Source organism: Bradyrhizobium sp. Gha, assembly GCF_900113735.1.
Taxonomy (GTDB): Bacteria; Pseudomonadota; Alphaproteobacteria; order Rhizobiales; family Xanthobacteraceae; genus Bradyrhizobium.
This window is the reverse complement of the sequence record NZ_FOQM01000003.1, coordinates 172,427-188,146: the sequence shown is the minus strand read 5'-3', so window position 1 is coordinate 188,146 and position 15,720 is coordinate 172,427. Positions and strand designations below refer to the sequence as shown.

Genomic DNA, 15,720 nt, shown 5'->3' with positions numbered 1-15,720 from the left:
CGACATTGAAGCAGCTTGGTTGGTAAAGTCTGAACGCCGTTAGACAATTTTTACCACGATGCGACCGCGGACCTGGCCGGCGAGGATTTTAGCGCCCCACTCCGGAACCTGGTCCAGCGCAATTTCTGTAGTTATTTCAGATAGTTTTGGCCGATCCAGATCGGAAGCGAGGCGCTGCCAGGCGGCTTTTCGCGGCGGAAGCGGGCACATGACGGAATCGATGCCGAGAAGGCACACCCCACGCAAAATGAAGGGTGCGACCGAAGACGGCAGGTCCATACCGGCCGCCAGACCGCAGGCGGCAATGGCGCCACCATAGCTTGTCATCGACAGCAGATTCGCGAGCGTGGTCGAGCCGACGCTATCGATACCAGCCGCCCAACGCTCCTTGCCCAGTGGCTTTGCCGGCCCCGACAGTTCATTGCGGTTGATGATTTCGGCGGCACCCAGGCTCTTCAGGTAATCGGTCTCCGAGGCGCGGCCGGTCGAAGCGATGACATGGTAGCCGAGCTTCGACAGCACGGCGGTCGCGACCGAGCCGACGCCGCCGGCCGCGCCCGTCACGACGACCGGGCCGCTTTTCGGCGAGACGCCGTGCTTCTCCAGCGCCAGCACGGCGAGCATCGCGGTGAAGCCCGCGGTGCCGATCGCCATCGCATCCCGTGCCGACAGGCCCTGCGGCAGTGCGACCAGCCAGTCGCCCTTCACCCGCGCCTTCTCGGCATAGGCGCCGAGATGGGTTTCGCCCATGCCCCAGCCGGTGCAGACGACCTTGTCGCCCGCCTTCCATTGCGGATGGGAAGAGGCTTCGACGGTGCCGGCGAAATCGATGCCGGCGATCATCGGGAAGCGGCGCACCACCGGCGCCTTGCCTGTCAGCGCAAGGCCGTCCTTGTAGTTCAGCGTCGACCATTCCACGCGGACGGTGACGTCGCCGTCCATCAGTTCGGCTTCGTCGAACTGCGTCAGCTGCGCGGTGGTGCCCTTGTCGGCCTTGTCGATCCGGATCGCCTTGAAATTGGCCACGGCTGAACTCCCTGACTTGTTTGACCGGGATGTTTAGCCGATCAGGCAGGCTGCGCAACCGCTCGTGCGACCGGCTTTTCGACGATCGGAAGATTGATCAGCGCCGAGAGCACCCCGAACAGGATCGAGAGCCACCAGATCGGCGTATAGGAACCGTATCGCTCGAACACGATGCCCCCTAGCCAGACGCCGAGGAAGCCGCCGACCTGATGGCTGACGAAGGCGAAGCCGTAGAGCGTCGCAAGCCAGCGCGTGCCGAACATCAGCGCCACCAGCGCCGAGGTCGGGGGCACCGTCGAGAGCCAGGTCAGCCCGGACACCGCGCCGAACGCGATCGCCGAGAACGGCGTGATCGGGAACGAGATGAATGCGAGCGTCGCGAGCGCACGAATGAAGTAGATCGTCGAGAGGATGTAGCGCTTCGGCAAGCTATTCTGGAGATAGCCGACGCCCAGAGAGCCCATGATGTTGAACAGGCCGATCGCCGCGATCACCCAGCCGCCGGTTTGCGCCGAGACGCCGCGGTCGACGAGGAACGCAGGCAGATGCACGGTGATGAAGGCGAGCTGGAAGCCGCAGGTGAAGAAGCCGAGCACCAGCAGCACGTAGGAACGATGGCCGAACGCCTCCGTGAGTGCCCCGCTGATGGTCTGCTCATCCGCAGGCGCCGCATTGGCCGTGTTTGCGACCGGCGGCGTCGAGATCGCCAGCGCCAGCGGGATGATCAACAGCATCAGGAAGCCGAACACGGTGAGAGTTTGCTGCCAGCCGAATTTGTCGATCAGGGCAACGCCGATCGGCGCGTACAGGAACTGGCCGAGCGAGCCCGCGGCAGTGCCGGCCCCGAGCGCAAGTCCGCGCTTCTCGGCCGGAAGCAGCTTGGTGAACGCCGACAGCACCAGGTTGAACGAGCAGCCCGCGAGACCGAAGCCGATCATCACGCCCGCACCGATGTTGAGTGACAGCGGCGTCGAGGAATAACGCATCAGCAAGAGACCACCGGCATAGAGCAGCGCACCGACGCACATCACGCGGTACAGGCCGAAGCGATCGGCGATCGCGCCGGCCAAGGGTTGGCCCAATCCCCACAACAGATTCTGCACGGCGATCGCGAGGCCGAACACGTCGCGACCCCAGGCGAATTCATGGCTCATCGGCTGCACAAAGAAGCCCAGCGCCGAGCGCGGCCCGAAGCCCAGCATGCCGATCGCACAGCCACAGAGGATGACGACGGCCGGCGTGCGCCAATTGGAGGAACGTGAGGGCGTGAGTTCGCCCGTTTGGATCGACATGGTGCTCCTCATCGGTCGCTTGGCGGGTCCGCCGATCAGCGACCGCAGTCAGGCATTTAATGCAGATGCATGAAAATCCAAAATGAAAAATGATTGCATCCCAGGAGGGGCTGCTGCGGGAGCATTGCGTTTATCGTGTGCTTTGACGCGCGTAGCGACTTGACGGGAATGTGTGCGACAGCCCCTGGCGCTCCCCTCCGCGGCGTGTTATTTTGGATTTACTCAGGTTGAGCATAATGAGTCCTGATGAAATCTGCCCGGCCTCTCGGCCGGATTTCTAGGCTCAATATATGCTCGTATTGAGCATATACGTCATCTGCATGGGAGGCTTCGATGCCGATCGCTGGAATTTACGGTCCCGACGACTTTGCCAATCGGCCGCAGGGCCAGGCCACCTCCACCCCATCAGCGGCGGCGCAAACTGGCCCTGCGCTGCCGCGGCCGTCGCTGGAATGGACCGCCGAGGTCGAGCGTGCGACCGCGCCGATCTATGAGCGCCTCGAGCATGTCATCCCGCCGATCGAGTGGCCCCTGATCGCGCCGGCGATTCACGCGATCAATCAGCTGAAGCGCGCGCGCAACGCGGTGATCCTCGCCCACAACTACCAGGCGCCGGAGATTTTTCATGGCGTCGCCGACATCGGTGGCGATTCCCTCCAGCTCGCCGTCGAGGCCACCAAGGTGAAGGCGGATGTCATCGTCCAGTGCGGCGTGCACTTCATGGCGGAGACGTCAAAGCTGCTCAATCCCGACAAGACCGTGCTGATCCCGGATTCACGCGCCGGCTGCTCGCTCGCCGCCAGCATCACCGGCGCCGACGTGCGCCTGCTGCGTGAAAGATTTCCCGGCGTGCCCGTGGTTGCCTATGTCAACACGTCGGCGGAGGTGAAAGCCGAAGTCGACATCTGCTGCACCTCGTCCAACGCGGTGCAGGTGGTGGAGAGCCTGAACGCACCAAGCGTGATCTTCCTGCCCGACCGTTATCTTGCGACCTATGTCGCCTCGAAGACCGATGTGAAAATCATCGCCTGGAAGGGCGCCTGCGAGGTGCACGAGCGCTTTACCGGCGACGAGCTGCGCGCGTTTCGCGAGGCCGATCCCTCCGTGCAGATCATCGCGCATCCCGAATGCCCGCCCGACGTGCTGGCGGAGGCCGACTTCACCGGCTCGACCGCGCACATGATCAGCTGGGTGCGGGAGCGGCGCCCGCGACGCCTGGTGATGATCACGGAGTGCTCGATGGCCGACAATGTCCGCGCCGAGTTGCCCGAGGTCGAGATGCTGCGGCCCTGCAATCTCTGCCCGCACATGAGGCGCATCACCCTCGCCAACATTCTCGAGAGCCTGCTGACGCTGGGCGAGGAAGTCACGATCGATCCGTCGCTTGCGGCGCGCGCGCGGCGATCGGTCGAGCGGATGATCAATTTGAACAATTGAGGCGTGACATGACATACAACATCCACAACCTCACCCGCTCCGTCGATGAGGTCGTCATCGTCGGCGGTGGGCTCGCAGGATTGTTCTGCGCGCTGAAGCTGGCGCCGCGACCGGTGACGCTGATCGCGGCGGCGCCGCTCGGACAAGGGGCGTCATCCGCATGGGCGCAAGGCGGCATCGCGGCTGCCGTGGCCGAAGGCGACGGTCCCGAAGCGCATGCCGCGGATACGATTGCGGTCGGCGGAGGCATCGTCGACGAAGCGATCGCGCTCGGGATCGCCCGCGAGGCGGGCTCGCGGATTCACGATCTGCTCGCTTACGGCGTGCCGTTCGACCGCGATCTCGAGGGACGGCTGGCCGTGGGCCGGGAAGCGGCGCATTCCGCGCGGCGGATCGTTCACGTCCGCGGCGACGCCGCCGGCGCGGCGATCATCGCGGCGCTGAGCGAGGCGGCGCGCCGCACCCCGTCGATCCGCCTGATCGAAGGGTTTGTCGCCGAAGCGCTGCTCACCGAGGACGGCGCGGTCACCGGCCTTCAATTGCGCGAGGCCGGTAGCTGTGCAGCAATGCCCATCATGATCGCCTCGCGCGCCGTCGTGCTCGCAACCGGCGGCATCGGCCATCTCTACGCCGTCACCACCAATCCAGCGCAGGCCAGCGGATCGGGTCTTGCGATTGCGGCACGCGCAGGCGCCGTGATCGCCGATACCGAATTCGTGCAGTTTCACCCGACCGCCATCATGGTTGGCCGTGATCCAGCACCACTTGCGACCGAGGCGCTGCGCGGCGAAGGCGCCACGCTGATCAATGGCAATGGCGAGCGCTTCATGGCGGCGCAGCATCCGCTCGCCGAGCTCGCGCCGCGCGACATCGTGGCCCGCGGCGTGTTCGCCGAGATCGCGGCCGGGCGCGGCGCCTTCCTCGATGCGCGGCAGGCCTTGGGCATGCACTTCGCCGAAAAGTTCCCGACCGTGCATGCAAGCTGCATCGCCGCGGGCATCGATCCCGCGATCGAGGCCATCCCGATCGCGCCGGCCGTGCACTATCACATGGGCGGCATCGCGGTGGACGCACGCGGCCGCAGCTCGATCGACGGGTTGTGGGCCGGCGGCGAAGTCGCCTCAACCGGTGCGCATGGCGCCAACCGGCTTGCGTCCAATTCGCTGCTGGAAGCCGTGGTCTATGCCGCACGTATCGCCGACGACATCGCCGGCCACACGATGCCCTCGCCGAGCCGCCTGCCGGAGGCGCTGCTGACACCGCGCGGCGGTGCACCGGATGCAGCCGCGGTGAAACGCCTGCGCACGATGATGAGCGCGAATGTCGGCGTGATCCGCGACGGTGATGGGCTTGCGGAAGCTGTGCGCAGCATGGCCGCGCTGGAACACTCGGCCAACAGCGTCGCCGTCCGCAACATGGCGACAGCGGCCCTGCTCGTCGCGACCGCGGCCTGGAGCCGCCGCGAGAGCCGCGGGGCGCATTTCCGCTCGGATCATCCGGCGGATGTTCCCGCATTGGCGCAGAGAACCATGACCACCCTCGCTGCGGCGCGCGCGATCGCGGACGGGCTCGCCGATCCTTCAACCCCGCGCCTCGCGCAATCCATGATCGCATGACGGAGTTTGCCATGATCACCCCGACCTCCCTGCTCTATCCCGACGCCTTCCTCTCTCCGCTCGCCATCGATGGCGCCGTGCATCGCGCGCTCGACGAAGATCTCGGCCGCGCCGGTGACATCACTTCACTCGCGACGATCCCGGAAGCAACAAAGGCGCAAGCGATCCTCGTCGCGCGCCAATCCGGGATCATCGCCGGGTTGCCGCTGGCGCTGGCGACGCTACAAAAGCTCTCGCCGGATATCGAGATACGCGCCCATGTCCGCGATGCCGCGAGGCTCGTCCGCGGCCAGCAGGTGCTGACGATCTCGGGCCCGGCTCGTGCCATCCTCACCGCGGAACGCACCGCGCTGAACTTCGTCGGCCGCCTCTCGGGCATCGCCACGCTCACCGACGACTACGTCGCGCGCACCGAGGGCACCAAGATGCGCATCTGCTGCACGCGAAAGACCACGCCGGGATTGCGGGCGCTGGAGAAATACGCGGTGCGGTGCGGCGGCGGCTTCAACCACCGTTTCGGCCTCGATGATGCGATCCTGATCAAGGACAATCACATCGCCGTCGCCGGTGGCATCCGGCCCGTGCTGGAGCGCGCCCGCGCTCATGCGGGGCACCTCGTCAAGATCGAGATCGAGGTCGACACGCTCGCGCAGCTGCGCGAGGTACTGGCGACTGGCCTTGCCGCGGCGGTACTGCTCGACAACATGGACCTCGCGACGCTGCGCGAGGCCGTCAGGATCACGGAAGGCCGCCTCACACTCGAAGCGTCCGGCGGCGTTACGCTGGACTCGATTGCGGCGATCGCGGCAACCGGCGTCGACTACGCCTCCTCAGGCGCGCTGACGCATTCCGCGCCGAACTTCGACTGCGCGCTGGATATCGAGACCTGAGGCGCGCTCAGCGCCGCTCGGTCACGCCCATCTCGGCGGAGCTCTTCGCTTCCTGCGCGAGCTCGGCCGAGAGTGCGGCGGTCTGCGCCGGCGTGCCCCAGCTCGGCTCCTCCTCGCCGTTACCCCAGGCGCGCGGACGGTAGAAGGTGTGTACGCCTGTCTTGTACATCTTCTTCATCTCGGCGACCCAGGACGGACGCACCCAATAGGCATGGTAGTGCGTCGACTTGCCGACCTCGGGCAACCAGATCTGGCCATCGAGCATCGCCTTGGAGATCTTCTTCGCACGATCCCACATCTCGGGCTCGCGGATCACGTCGGGATTGTTGTCGCAGGCGAACGTGAACTGGCAGGCGAAATGGCGGTATTTGTTCTGATAGACCACGCCGCACACCGTATCAGGGTATTTGCCGGAGAAGACGCGGTTCATCACCACTTGCGCGACCGCGATCTGGCCGCGCACGGCCTCGCCGCGGGATTCGAAATAGACGGCTTCAGCGAGACACTTTTCAGACTTGGCCCGTGACTTGCCGTCCAGCGCCAGCCGCTCGGCCGGCGATTTGGAGCGCTGGTTGTCGGCGTTGACCTCGCCTTTCGGCGCGACGCTCTCGCCGCTCTCGGTCGCGTTTCCGACGTCGTCGGTCGGCGGCGACAGCGAGGCCAGCTTCATGTCGGGGTCGGGCATCACGATCAGCGGCTCGGCACCGGGCTGCCAGCTCTCGATGCTCTCGACGGCGCCGCCGAGCGAGGAGCTGCCGAAGAACAGATTCGAGGTCTTCACACTGAAGGGATCGCGCGGCGGGGCGACCGTCGCCGGCTTCAGCGCGTTGAGCGGCTGTGCCGCGAAGGACAGCGCATTCTCGTCGGCCTTCGGATTGGCATATTGCGTCAAAGGCGGCGCGCGCAGCGCCTCCTGAAGTTCGGGATCGAGTGCCGCCGCGGACTCCGGCGACATTGCCTGTGGCTGCTCGACTGCTCGCTGGGCCGTCTTGGCACCGAAGACGGAGCTGTTAGACGTGGCGGGATCCTGCTGCGCTGGCGTCGCGGAGGGCGCGGACGTCTCGGGCGGCGGCGCAGGCGTCACGGTGGCGAGACGGTCGCCCTTGAGCGCCCGCTCGACCTTGGGGAAATCGGAGGCCTGATAGCGCGTCGGGGCCTGGAGCGCGGGATTGCCGCGGGAGATCGTGCCGGTGACGTCGCGGCCATCGAGGCTCGCCAGGCGAACCATCGCGCTCTGCGGAATGGACGTGCCGATCGGACGCGAGAAGCTGTAAGTCGCAAGCTGAATCGACGAGGCCGCGGAGAACACCTGCTTCTGCCAGCGCTCGGCAACGCCGGGCTGACGCGCCAGCAGGGAGCCTATGTCCTGATAGCCGGTCTCTCGCGGCATCAAGGCGAAGATGAAGAGACCGATTCCGAAGGACGCGAACCGCGCGCCCTTCGGATGGTTACGCAACACTAACATCGTTACGCTCACGCTACGCTTACGCCAGTTTCCGACCGAACCCAGTACATCCGTGCAATTCGATCTTTGTCGTAAGTATCTAATTTAGGTTGCCGGGGCGTTAATCGGCGTTGCGCGGCAGGCACACTCAAGCAATGTCAGGTGTTTTCAGCGGACGATGCTGCACGTTGGTAAAGGCCGCGTCATCTGAAGCGGTAAACATCTGGTCAACGCGAATGGTGAAGGAACTCTTGCTGACCAGGTCTTGCGCGCCGTATCGATACGGGACGCGTGATGAGTTCCGTTGTTTGCGCGGCGCTTCCAACATGATTGGCGTCATGCGCCGCGAAAGCGGGGCATCCAGTAAGCCGAGGCTTTTCGGCTCAATTGCTGGTGCCTCGGAGTGCTGGATCGCCCGGTCAAGCCGGGCGATGACAGCGCGCGTGTGGCGCTCGCTTTGAGTGAAGGCGAGAGCATCGCCCAAAACAAAAAGAGGCGGAGCTTGGCTCCGCCTCTTCGCAATCACTGCCTCAGTTCGTCCTACGCCTGGCTCGCGATCGCCTTGCCGAGCGCAGCCTGCGCGGCGGCGAGGCGCGCGATCGGTACGCGGTACGGTGAGCACGACACGTAGTCGAGGCCGACATTGTGGCAGAAGGCGACGGAGGCTGGGTCGCCGCCGTGCTCGCCGCAGATGCCGACCTTGAGCTTCGGGCGCGCCTTGCGGCCGCGCGCGACGCCGATCTTGACGAGCTCGCCGACGCCTTCCTGGTCGAGCGAGATGAAGGGATCGATCGCGAGGATGCCCTTGGTCACGTAGGGACCGAGGAAGCTCGCGGCGTCGTCGCGGCTGATGCCGTAGGTCGTCTGCGTCAGGTCGTTGGTGCCGAACGAGAAGAACTCGGCGCTCTCGGCGATCTGTTCCGCGAGCAGGCACGCGCGCGGCAGCTCGATCATGGTGCCGACCTGATAGGCGATCTTGGTGTTGGTCTCGCGCATCACCGACTTCGCGGTGGCGTCGATGCGGGCCTTGACCAGATCGAGCTCGGCCTTGGTCGCGATCAACGGCACCATCACCTCGAGGCCGACCGCCTTGCCGGTACGCTTCTCGGCCTCGACCGCGGCTTCGAAGATCGCGCGGGCCTGCATCTCGGCGATCTCGGGATAGGCGATCGCGATACGGCAACCGCGGAAGCCGAGCATCGGGTTGAACTCCGACAGCTCGCGCGCGCGGTCAGCCAGACGCCGCGGATCGGTGTTCATGGCGCGCGCCACTTCCTCGACCTCGGCATGGGTATGCGGCAGGAACTCGTGCAGCGGCGGGTCCAGCAGGCGGATCGTGACGGGCAGGCCCTTCATGATCTCGAACAGCTCGACGAAGTCGGCGCGCTGCATCGGCAGCAACTTGGCAAGCGCGGCACGGCGCGACTGCTCGTCCTCGGAGAGGATCATCTCGCGCACCGTGCGAATGCGCGTCTCCTCGAAGAACATGTGCTCGGTGCGGCAGAGGCCGATGCCTTCCGCGCCGAACTTGATCGCGGTGCGGGCGTCATCGGGCGTGTCGCCGTTGACGCGGACGCCGATCTTGCGGACCTGGTCGGCCCAGTTCATCAGCGTGCCGAACTCGCCTGACAGTTCCGGCTCGATCATCGGCATGCGGCCGGCCAGCACCTGACCGAGCGAGCCGTCGATGGTGATGACGTCGCCGGCCTTGAAGGTGCGCGAGCCGATGCTCATGGTGCCGCGGCCATAATCGACGCGGATGGTGCCGCAGCCTGAGACGCAGGGCTTGCCCATGCCGCGCGCCACGACCGCCGCGTGCGAGGTCATGCCGCCGCGGGTGGTCAGGATGCCTTCGGCGGCGTGCATGCCGTGGATGTCTTCGGGGCTGGTCTCGATGCGGACCAGAATGACCTTGCGTCCGTCGCCCTGAAGCTTGGCCGCTTCATCCGAGGAGAACACGATCTCGCCGGAGGCCGCACCTGGCGACGCCGGCAGGCCGGTCGCGATCACGTCGCGATTGGCTTCGGGATCGATGGTCGGATGCAGGAGCTGGTCGAGCGAGGCGGGATCGATGCGCGTCACCGCTTCCTGCTTCGTGATCAGGCCTTCGTTCGCAAGCTCGACCGCGATGCGCAGCGCGGCCCTCGCGGTGCGCTTGCCGCTACGGGTCTGCAGCATCCAGAGCTTGCCCTGCTCGACCGTGAACTCCATGTCCTGCATGTCACGGTAGTGCTTCTCGAGCAGCGTGTAGATCCGCGTCAGCTCCTTGAAGGCCTCCGGCATCGCCGCCTCCATCGACGCCTTGTCGGAGCCCGATTCCTTGCGCGCCTCTTCGGTGATGTCCTGAGGCGTGCGGATGCCGGCCACCACGTCCTCGCCTTGCGCATTGATCAGGAATTCGCCGTAGAGCTTGCTCTCGCCGGTCGAGGGGTTGCGAGTGAAGGCGACGCCGGTCGCCGAGGTCTCGCCCATGTTGCCGAACACCATGGCCTGCACGTTGACCGCGGTGCCCCATGATTCCGGAATGTCGTGCAGTTTGCGGTAGGTCACCGCGCGCGCGTTCATCCAGGATGAGAACACCGCTCCGACCGCGCCCCAGAGCTGGTCATGCGGATTCTGCGGGAAGTCCTTGCCGGTCTCGCGGGCGACCGCGTCCTTGTATTTGCCGACCAGATCGACCCAGTCGTCGGCGGAGAGGTCGGTGTCGAGCGTGTAGCCCTGGCTGTCCTTGAAGGTGTCGAGGATTTCCTCGAAGTGATGATGCTCGAAGCCGAGCACCACGTCGGAATACATGGTGATGAAGCGGCGATAGCTGTCATAGGCGAAACGGCGGTCGCCGGACAGCTCCGATAGTGCTTCCACGGTTTCGTCGTTCAGGCCGAGATTGAGCACGGTGTCCATCATGCCCGGCATCGAGGCGCGCGCGCCGGAGCGCACGGAGACGAGCAGCGGGTTCTTGGTGTCGCCGAACACCTTGCCCGTCAACTTACCGACATAGTCGAGCGCGTTCTCAACCTGCGACTGCAGTTCCTCCGGATAGGATTTGTCGTGGGCGTAGAAATAGGTGCAGACCGACGTCGGGATGGTGAAGCCGGGGGGCACCGGCAGGCCGAGATTAGCCATCTCGGCGAGGTTGGCGCCCTTGCCGCCGAGCAGGTCGCGCATCTCCGTGCGGCCCTCGGCCTTGCCGTCACCGAAGGTGAAGACCCACTTGTTGGCAGGAACCTTGGCTGGTGCGGCCTTGACCGGGGCGCCCTTGGCCGGAGCGCTCTTGGCCGGAGCGCTCTTGGCGACCTTCGGCGCAGCCGACTTGGTCGCAGCCTTCGCAGCTGGCTTGGGCGCCGGCTTCGGTGCGCTCTTCACGGCGCTCTTGGCAAGCGCCTTGCGGGCCACGGGCGCCGCCTTGGTCTTGACGGAGGCCTTTGATTTCGCTGGAGATTTATTCGGCTTCGAGGCGGCTTTGGCCATAGCTTGCACACAACCTGCGAGAGGGACGGGAAATTGCGGGCCTTACACCATTTTGGGCGGGCCCGCGCAAGTCGAAGAGTTCCGGAAAATGAAGGCCTAGAGATGGAGCCATTTCAACAAACCGAGCCCGATCGCACCATTGACGATGAGAAAGATCGCGACGATCAGGTTCAGCAGGCGCGGCATGATCAGGATGAGCACACCCGCGAGCAGGGACAGGATCGGCGAGATGTGGGCGACAGTGATGTGCATGAATTGTTTTTCCGAACGTTGAGGCGAATCGCGGGCGGATCATAGCGGACCAGGTTCCGCGGGTAGAGACGCGCCAGCACCTTGGCGAGTTCCCCAGTTCGCAAAAACTGCCCGAAATTGCCGCCGATGCGGCAGGGCTTCTTCGGAACATCGCGCGCGGCGCAGCATTGGCAACCGGTCGCGCCGTTGGCGCGTCAGGTAAACCCATGTCGCAAGCACGTCGAAGGAGTTGCCCATGCGAAACAGGATTCTTGCCCTTGCAGCGCTCGCGGCCGCGATCGGCTCGCCGGTCGCAGCGCAGGCGCAAACCGGGATCACCGTGGGACGCGCGCCCGTCGTGGTCGATAGCGGCCCGACGATTGCGGTCGAGCAGCGCCCGGCTTTCCGCGACTATGTCGTCGAGCAACGTGTGCCGGCCTTCCATATTCCGGATCGCGTGGTCGTCGGCGCCACCTTACCCGAAACCGGCATCACTTATTATGACGTGCCGCAACGTTTCGGTGCGACGACCTACCGCTACACCGTCGTGAACGGCTCCACCGTGCTGGTCGAACCGCGCTCGCGGCGCATCGTCGAGGTGATGGACTAGGAGAATCGGTTCAACTCGATGTCCGGCGCGCCACGTCGATCAGGCCGGCGCAGCAGTGAAAAAATCGGACATCAGGCCCCGCCCGGTCTTTCCCCCCGCCGGGCGGGGCATTTTTGTGCTCACGTGTCGCGGTCGCGGACGCGACGCAGCGCGCAAGCGATGCGGCGCGTCCGGGGCACGAGATCAGTCCTGAATCTTCGAGAAGTCCGCGACCGCACGCGTGGCGCTGCGGATCTCGTTCAGCAGCTTCAGGCGGTTTTCGCGCACCTTCGCATCGTCGTCGTTGACGCGCACCTTGTCGAAGAACGCATCCACCGGCGGACGCAGCTTCGCCATCGCGCTCATCGCGGCCGCGAAGTCTTCCTTCGCGACAGCAGCGCTCGCTTCCGTCTTGACCTCGCCGATCGCCTTGGCCAACGCCTTCTCCTCGTCGAGACTGTAGAGCGCGGCATCCGGCGCACCGTCGAAGGTACGCTTGTCTTTCTTCTCCTCGATCGAAAGGATGTTGCTCGCACGCTTGGTGCCGGCAAGCAGGTTCTTGCCGTCGTCGCTCTCGAGGAATTTTCCGAGCGCCTCGACGCGGCGAACGATCATCAAGAGATCGTCCTGGCCGCCGAGCGCGAACACGGCGTCGACGAGATCGTGGCGCGCGCCCTGCTCGCGAAGCTGGACTTTCAGGCGATCGGCGAAGAAGGCGAGGAGATCGCTTGGGATCCTCTCGGCCTCCGCAGACTTCACCGACAAGCCGGCGAGTGCGGACGCGGCCACCTTCATAAGCGACAGTCGAAGCGCGTTCTCTGCAATCAGCCTGATCACACCGAGCGCCGCGCGACGCAGCGCATACGGGTCCTTGCTGCCCGTCGGCTTCTCGTCGATCGCCCAGAAGCCGACGAGCGTATCGATCTTGTCGGCAAGCGCGACCGCGACGCTGACCGGATCCGTCGGCACGCGATCAGCGGGACCTTGCGGTTTGTAATGCTCCTCGCAGGCAGCCGCCACCGAGGCGTCTTCGCCCTGGGCCAGCGCGTAGTACTTGCCCATCAGGCCCTGCACCTCAGGGAATTCGCCGACGACTTCCGTCAGCAGATCCGCCTTGGCGAGATGCGCGGCGCGCGTGGCCTTGGCGACATCGGCGCCGACCAGCGGCGCGATCTCGCCGGCAAGCCGCTCGATGCGCTTGATGCGCGCCGCCTGAGTCCCGAGCTTCTCGTGAAACACGATCTGCTCGAACTTCGGCAGGCGATCCTCGAGCTTCGTCTTCAGGTCCGTCTCGTAGAAGAACTTCGCATCGCTCAGCCGCGCGCGGATCACGCGCTCGTTGCCTGATACGATGACCTTGCCGCCGTCGGTCGCTTCGATATTCGCGGTGAGCACGAATTTGTTGGTCAGCCTCCCGGTCTTGGGGTCGCGCACCACGAAGCATTTCTGGTTGTTGCGGATGGTGGCACGGATCACCTCGTCGGGAGTCTTCAAGAACTCCTGCTCGAACGAGCCCATCAGCACGACCGGCCATTCGACGAGGCCCGAGACCTCGTCCAGCAGATTCTGGTCCTCGACGAGTTCGAACCCTTGCGCGAACGCCAGCTGCTTGGCATCGGTCAGGATCGTGTCCTTGCGCCTGTCGGGGTCGAGCACGACCTTCGCGTCCAGCAGCTTGGCTTCGTAGTCCTCGAAGCGGCGGACCGAAATGGCCGATGGCGCGAGGAAGCGATGGCCGTAAGTGGTCTGGCCGGTCTCGATGCCGTCGACGGAAAACTTCACGACATCGGGCTCTTCGGTCTCGAGGCCGAAGGTCGCGGTGATCGCGTGCAGCGGGCGCACCCAGCTCAGCGAGCCCGACTTGGCCGAGCGCGCGCCCCAGCGCATCGATTTCGGCCAGGGGAAGGTTCTGATGATGACGGGCAGGATTTCCGCGAGCACGTCGATGGCGTCGCGGCCGGGCTTCTCGATCAAACCGATGTAGAAATCGCCCTTGGGGTCGCGCTGGATCTTGGCCTCGTCCAGCGAGTTCATGCCTGTCGCTTTCAAAAAGCCCTGCACGGCCGCATCGGGCGCGCCGACTTTCGGTCCGCGGCGTTCGGTCTTCAGGTCAGGCTGGCGCGCGGGGATGCCGTGCACGGTGAGCGCAAGACGGCGCGGAGTCGCGAAGGCTTTCGCGCCCTCGTAGACCAGGCCTTCGGCGACGAGCCTGTCGGTCACCAGACGGCGCAGATCGTCGGCCGCCTTGGCCTGCATGCGCGCGGGGATCTCTTCCGAAAAGAGTTCAAGCAAAAGATCGGGCATCAGGCCGCTCCACCGGCTTCGGTGTGCACCCAGGCTTCGCCGCAGGCTTTCGCCAGTTCGCGGACCCGGAAGATGTAGCTCTGTCGCTCCGTCACCGAAATCACACCGCGCGCGTCGAGCAGATTGAAGACATGGCTCGCCTTGATGCACTGGTCATAGGCCGGCAGCGCCATCAAATGCTCTCTGCGATTGCCTTCGCGCCAGCCGGCGTCGAGGTACTTCTTGCAGGCCGCTTCGGCCATCTTGAATTGCTCGAACAGCATCGTCGTGTCGGCATGTTCGAAATTGTGCCGCGAATATTCCTGCTCGGCCTGGAAGAACACGTCCCTGTAGGTGACCTTCTCGGCGCCCTCGCGGCCGTTGAAGTTCAGGTCCATGATGCGGTCGACGCCCTGCAGATAACAGGCGAGGCGCTCGAGGCCGTAGGTAAGCTCTCCGGCGACAGGCGCGCATTCGACGCCGGCGACCTGCTGGAAATAGGTAAACTGGCTGACTTCCATGCCGTCGCACCAGCACTCCCAGCCGAGTCCCCAGGCGCCGAGCGTCGGGCTCTCCCAATCGTCCTCGACGAAGCGGATGTCGTGAATGGCGGAGTCGATGCCGATCGCGGCGAGCGACTTCAGGTACAGCTCCTGAAGGTTCGGCGGCGACGGCTTGAGGATGACCTGGAACTGGTAGTAGTGCTGGAGCCGGTTCGGGTTCTCGCCATAGCGGCCATCCTTGGGCCGGCGCGAGGGCTGCACATAGGCGGCATTCCACGGCTTTGGGCCGAGCGCGCGCAGGGTCGTCCCGGGATGGAAGGTGCCGGCGCCGACTTCCATGTCGTAGGGCTGCAGGATCACGCAACCGTAATCCGCCCAATAGCGCTGCAGAGCCAGAAGCAGGCCCTGGAACGAGCGGTCCGGGCGCATATGGGCGGGCAATGAGGCGTCCATCGTCAGATCAGGCTCTCGCGGGGGGTTGAATCGCGCGGGACCGTATCGACGGCGGGGATGGGAATCAAGGCAAAGGGGGGTTTTCTTACCTCTCCCGCCTGCGGGAGAGGTCGCGCCGAAAGCGCGGGTGAGGGCTTTCTCCTTTCGGGGTTTTCTCGCTTGTGGAGAGACCCCAGCCCTCCCCCGCAAGCGGGAGAGGGAGCGCACCTTCCGTGCTGCGTGAGCTAACCCGGCCTATAGGCTCCGGTCACGGGGTCACGCTTCAGCGTCTGGACGGCCCCCATATGGGCGGCCTCGGCGACGCGCGACAGGCGCATCTCCTCCAGCTCCTGGTTGATCCGGAGTGCGGTCTTGTACGCCCAGCGGACCACGGCAAGCCCACCCAGGACGCCCGCGAATGCAACGAACGGCGGCATCGGTCGATCCTTGTCTAGTGCTCAACCCCCACGCACATTCTCGCGCAGTCCGGGCTGCGCCGCAATTGGCTC

General features: G+C 65.2%; 13 protein-coding genes. 4 read left to right on the top strand and 9 right to left on the bottom strand.

What is annotated here, in order from left to right:
• Window positions 1-39: 39 nt before the first annotated feature.
• Both acuI and BM222_RS06515 read right to left on the bottom strand, forming a co-directional pair.
• A complete protein-coding gene (acuI, locus tag BM222_RS06520; protein WP_092227463.1) occupies window positions 40-1,026 on the bottom strand; it encodes an acrylyl-CoA reductase (NADPH) in 987 nt (328 codons plus the stop codon).
• 41 nt (window positions 1,027-1,067) lie between these two features.
• Window positions 1,068-2,318, bottom strand: coding sequence for an MFS transporter (locus tag BM222_RS06515; protein WP_092227462.1), 1,251 nt, complete (start codon window positions 2,316-2,318; stop codon window positions 1,068-1,070).
• Between the two features lie 333 nt (window positions 2,319-2,651).
• Between BM222_RS06515 and nadA the strand changes: the two genes are divergently transcribed.
• From nadA to nadC, 3 genes are read left to right on the top strand one after another with little or no spacing between them, the layout of a single operon-like run.
• Entirely contained in the window at window positions 2,652-3,755 is a 1,104-nt protein-coding gene (nadA, locus tag BM222_RS06510) for a quinolinate synthase NadA (RefSeq protein WP_092227461.1), read from the top strand.
• 8 nt (window positions 3,756-3,763) lie between these two features.
• On the top strand, window positions 3,764-5,371 hold the full coding sequence (locus BM222_RS06505) for an L-aspartate oxidase (RefSeq protein ID WP_092227460.1): 1,608 nt from the start codon (window positions 3,764-3,766) through the stop codon (window positions 5,369-5,371).
• An 11-nt stretch (window positions 5,372-5,382) separates the two neighbouring features.
• Entirely contained in the window at window positions 5,383-6,261 is an 879-nt protein-coding gene (gene nadC, locus BM222_RS06500; RefSeq protein ID WP_092227744.1) for a carboxylating nicotinate-nucleotide diphosphorylase, read from the top strand.
• 7 nt (window positions 6,262-6,268) lie between these two features.
• Here nadC and BM222_RS06495 read toward each other — a convergent pair whose 3' ends face one another.
• From BM222_RS06495 to BM222_RS06480, 4 genes are all read right to left on the bottom strand, one after another.
• A complete protein-coding gene (locus tag BM222_RS06495; RefSeq protein ID WP_177243042.1) occupies window positions 6,269-7,726 on the bottom strand; it encodes a cell wall hydrolase in 1,458 nt (485 codons plus the stop codon).
• Between the two features lie 127 nt (window positions 7,727-7,853).
• Window positions 7,854-8,231 carry a hypothetical protein gene (locus BM222_RS06490; RefSeq protein ID WP_143105904.1) on the bottom strand — a complete coding sequence of 126 codons (378 nt, stop codon included), beginning with the start codon at window positions 8,229-8,231 and terminating at the stop codon, window positions 7,854-7,856.
• A gap of 14 nt (window positions 8,232-8,245) precedes the next feature.
• Window positions 8,246-11,173 carry a pyruvate, phosphate dikinase gene (gene ppdK, locus BM222_RS06485; RefSeq protein WP_177243041.1) on the bottom strand — a complete coding sequence of 976 codons (2,928 nt, stop codon included), beginning with the start codon at window positions 11,171-11,173 and terminating at the stop codon, window positions 8,246-8,248.
• A gap of 96 nt (window positions 11,174-11,269) precedes the next feature.
• On the bottom strand, window positions 11,270-11,425 hold the full coding sequence (locus tag BM222_RS06480) for a DUF3096 domain-containing protein (RefSeq protein WP_007607177.1): 156 nt from the start codon (window positions 11,423-11,425) through the stop codon (window positions 11,270-11,272).
• A gap of 235 nt (window positions 11,426-11,660) precedes the next feature.
• Here BM222_RS06480 and BM222_RS06475 point away from each other — a divergent pair, with 235 nt between their 5' ends.
• Entirely contained in the window at window positions 11,661-12,014 is a 354-nt protein-coding gene (locus BM222_RS06475) for a DUF1236 domain-containing protein (protein WP_092227456.1), read from the top strand.
• A 183-nt stretch (window positions 12,015-12,197) separates the two neighbouring features.
• Here the strand turns inward: BM222_RS06475 and glyS are convergent, their stop codons facing one another.
• The 3 genes from glyS to BM222_RS06460 all read right to left on the bottom strand — a co-directional run bounded on the left by glyS (window position 12,198) and on the right by BM222_RS06460 (window position 15,648).
• Entirely contained in the window at window positions 12,198-14,297 is a 2,100-nt protein-coding gene (gene glyS, locus BM222_RS06470; RefSeq protein ID WP_092227455.1) for a glycine--tRNA ligase subunit beta, read from the bottom strand.
• Window positions 14,297-15,232, bottom strand: coding sequence for a glycine--tRNA ligase subunit alpha (locus BM222_RS06465; protein WP_092227454.1), 936 nt, complete (start codon window positions 15,230-15,232; stop codon window positions 14,297-14,299). Before BM222_RS06465 ends, glyS begins: the two co-directional genes overlap by 1 nt.
• 224 nt (window positions 15,233-15,456) lie before the next feature.
• Window positions 15,457-15,648 carry a hypothetical protein gene (locus BM222_RS06460; protein ID WP_092227453.1) on the bottom strand — a complete coding sequence of 64 codons (192 nt, stop codon included), beginning with the start codon at window positions 15,646-15,648 and terminating at the stop codon, window positions 15,457-15,459.
• Between the last annotated feature and the right edge of the window lie 72 nt (window positions 15,649-15,720).

What these genes read in the sequence shown, in the direction of transcription:
- ppdK (WP_177243041.1), bottom strand. Translation starts at nt 11,173, where the DNA reads ATGGCCAAAGCCGCCTCGAAGCCGAATAAATCTCCAGCGAAATCAAAG.
- BM222_RS06460 (WP_092227453.1), bottom strand. Translation starts at nt 15,648, where the DNA reads ATGCCGCCGTTCGTTGCATTCGCGGGCGTCCTGGGTGGGCTTGCCGTG.
- BM222_RS06465 (WP_092227454.1), bottom strand. Translation starts at nt 15,232, where the DNA reads ATGGACGCCTCATTGCCCGCCCATATGCGCCCGGACCGCTCGTTCCAG.
- nadA (WP_092227461.1), top strand. Translation starts at nt 2,652, where the DNA reads ATGCCGATCGCTGGAATTTACGGTCCCGACGACTTTGCCAATCGGCCG.
- nadC (WP_092227744.1), top strand. Translation starts at nt 5,383, where the DNA reads ATGATCACCCCGACCTCCCTGCTCTATCCCGACGCCTTCCTCTCTCCG.
- BM222_RS06515 (WP_092227462.1), bottom strand. Translation starts at nt 2,318, where the DNA reads ATGTCGATCCAAACGGGCGAACTCACGCCCTCACGTTCCTCCAATTGG.
- BM222_RS06480 (WP_007607177.1), bottom strand. Translation starts at nt 11,425, where the DNA reads ATGCACATCACTGTCGCCCACATCTCGCCGATCCTGTCCCTGCTCGCG.
- BM222_RS06505 (WP_092227460.1), top strand. Translation starts at nt 3,764, where the DNA reads ATGACATACAACATCCACAACCTCACCCGCTCCGTCGATGAGGTCGTC.
- BM222_RS06495 (WP_177243042.1), bottom strand. Translation starts at nt 7,726, where the DNA reads ATGTTAGTGTTGCGTAACCATCCGAAGGGCGCGCGGTTCGCGTCCTTC.
- BM222_RS06475 (WP_092227456.1), top strand. Translation starts at nt 11,661, where the DNA reads ATGCGAAACAGGATTCTTGCCCTTGCAGCGCTCGCGGCCGCGATCGGC.
- glyS (WP_092227455.1), bottom strand. Translation starts at nt 14,297, where the DNA reads ATGCCCGATCTTTTGCTTGAACTCTTTTCGGAAGAGATCCCCGCGCGC.